Origin of the sequence: Streptomyces sp. adm13(2018) (assembly GCF_008042145.1) — a bacterium.
In the GTDB taxonomy this organism is placed as follows: domain Bacteria; phylum Actinomycetota; class Actinomycetes; order Streptomycetales; family Streptomycetaceae; genus Streptomyces.
On the sequence record NZ_RDBH01000310.1, the window covers coordinates 1 to 621 of the forward strand.

1 protein-coding gene is annotated in these 621 nt (G+C 72.1%); it reads right to left on the reverse strand.

What is annotated here, in order from left to right; translation table 11 throughout:
• Positions 1 to 405 (reverse strand): TPM domain-containing protein (locus EAO70_RS37005; RefSeq protein WP_148007151.1); only part of this gene is annotated, 405 nt, incomplete at its 3' end.
• Positions 406 to 621: the final 216 nt, after the last annotated feature.

Below are 621 nucleotides of genomic sequence, written 5' to 3' on the forward strand. Positions count from 1 at the left end.
GATCGCCGTCCTCGCGACCTCGTCGAGCCGGGTCTGGCTGAGGGGGCCGTCCGGGGCGGCGGAGTAGCCGTACCGGCGGTCGTGGGTCGCGACGGCGAGCAGCAGGTCGTCGGCCCCGAGGCCGTTGCGCTCGGCCGTGGCGTCGGCCCACTCCTGGCCCGTGCGGCCCGAGAAGTCCCGTACGTAGACGACGAAGAGCTGGACCCGGTGTGCGTCGTAGAGCCGGTCGAGGGCCTGCGCGACGGACGCGCGGCGGTCACCGAGGGCGTCCACCCGGTCGGTGATCTGCCCCTCCCGGGACAGGACGACCGGGTCGTCGGCACGGGCACCGTGAACGGCGGGCACGAGGAGCCACCACGCCGCCACCAGTACCGCGAGAAGGGTTCGGGTGGCTGTTCGCGTCACAAGGGGGAGGTTATGTCCGCATATGCCCGTCCGCGACCGGACGGTGGGTGTCCCCGAGGGTCGGCGGAAACCATTCTCCACAGGCCTGCGTCACTGTCGGTAGCCGCCGCTACGGTGAGAGAGCGGTGGGACGACCGACACGACGGCACACGGGGGGCTCGGGTGAGTGGACGGCTGAGGAGTATGTGGCGACGGGGGCGCTGGTTCGTGCTCGGC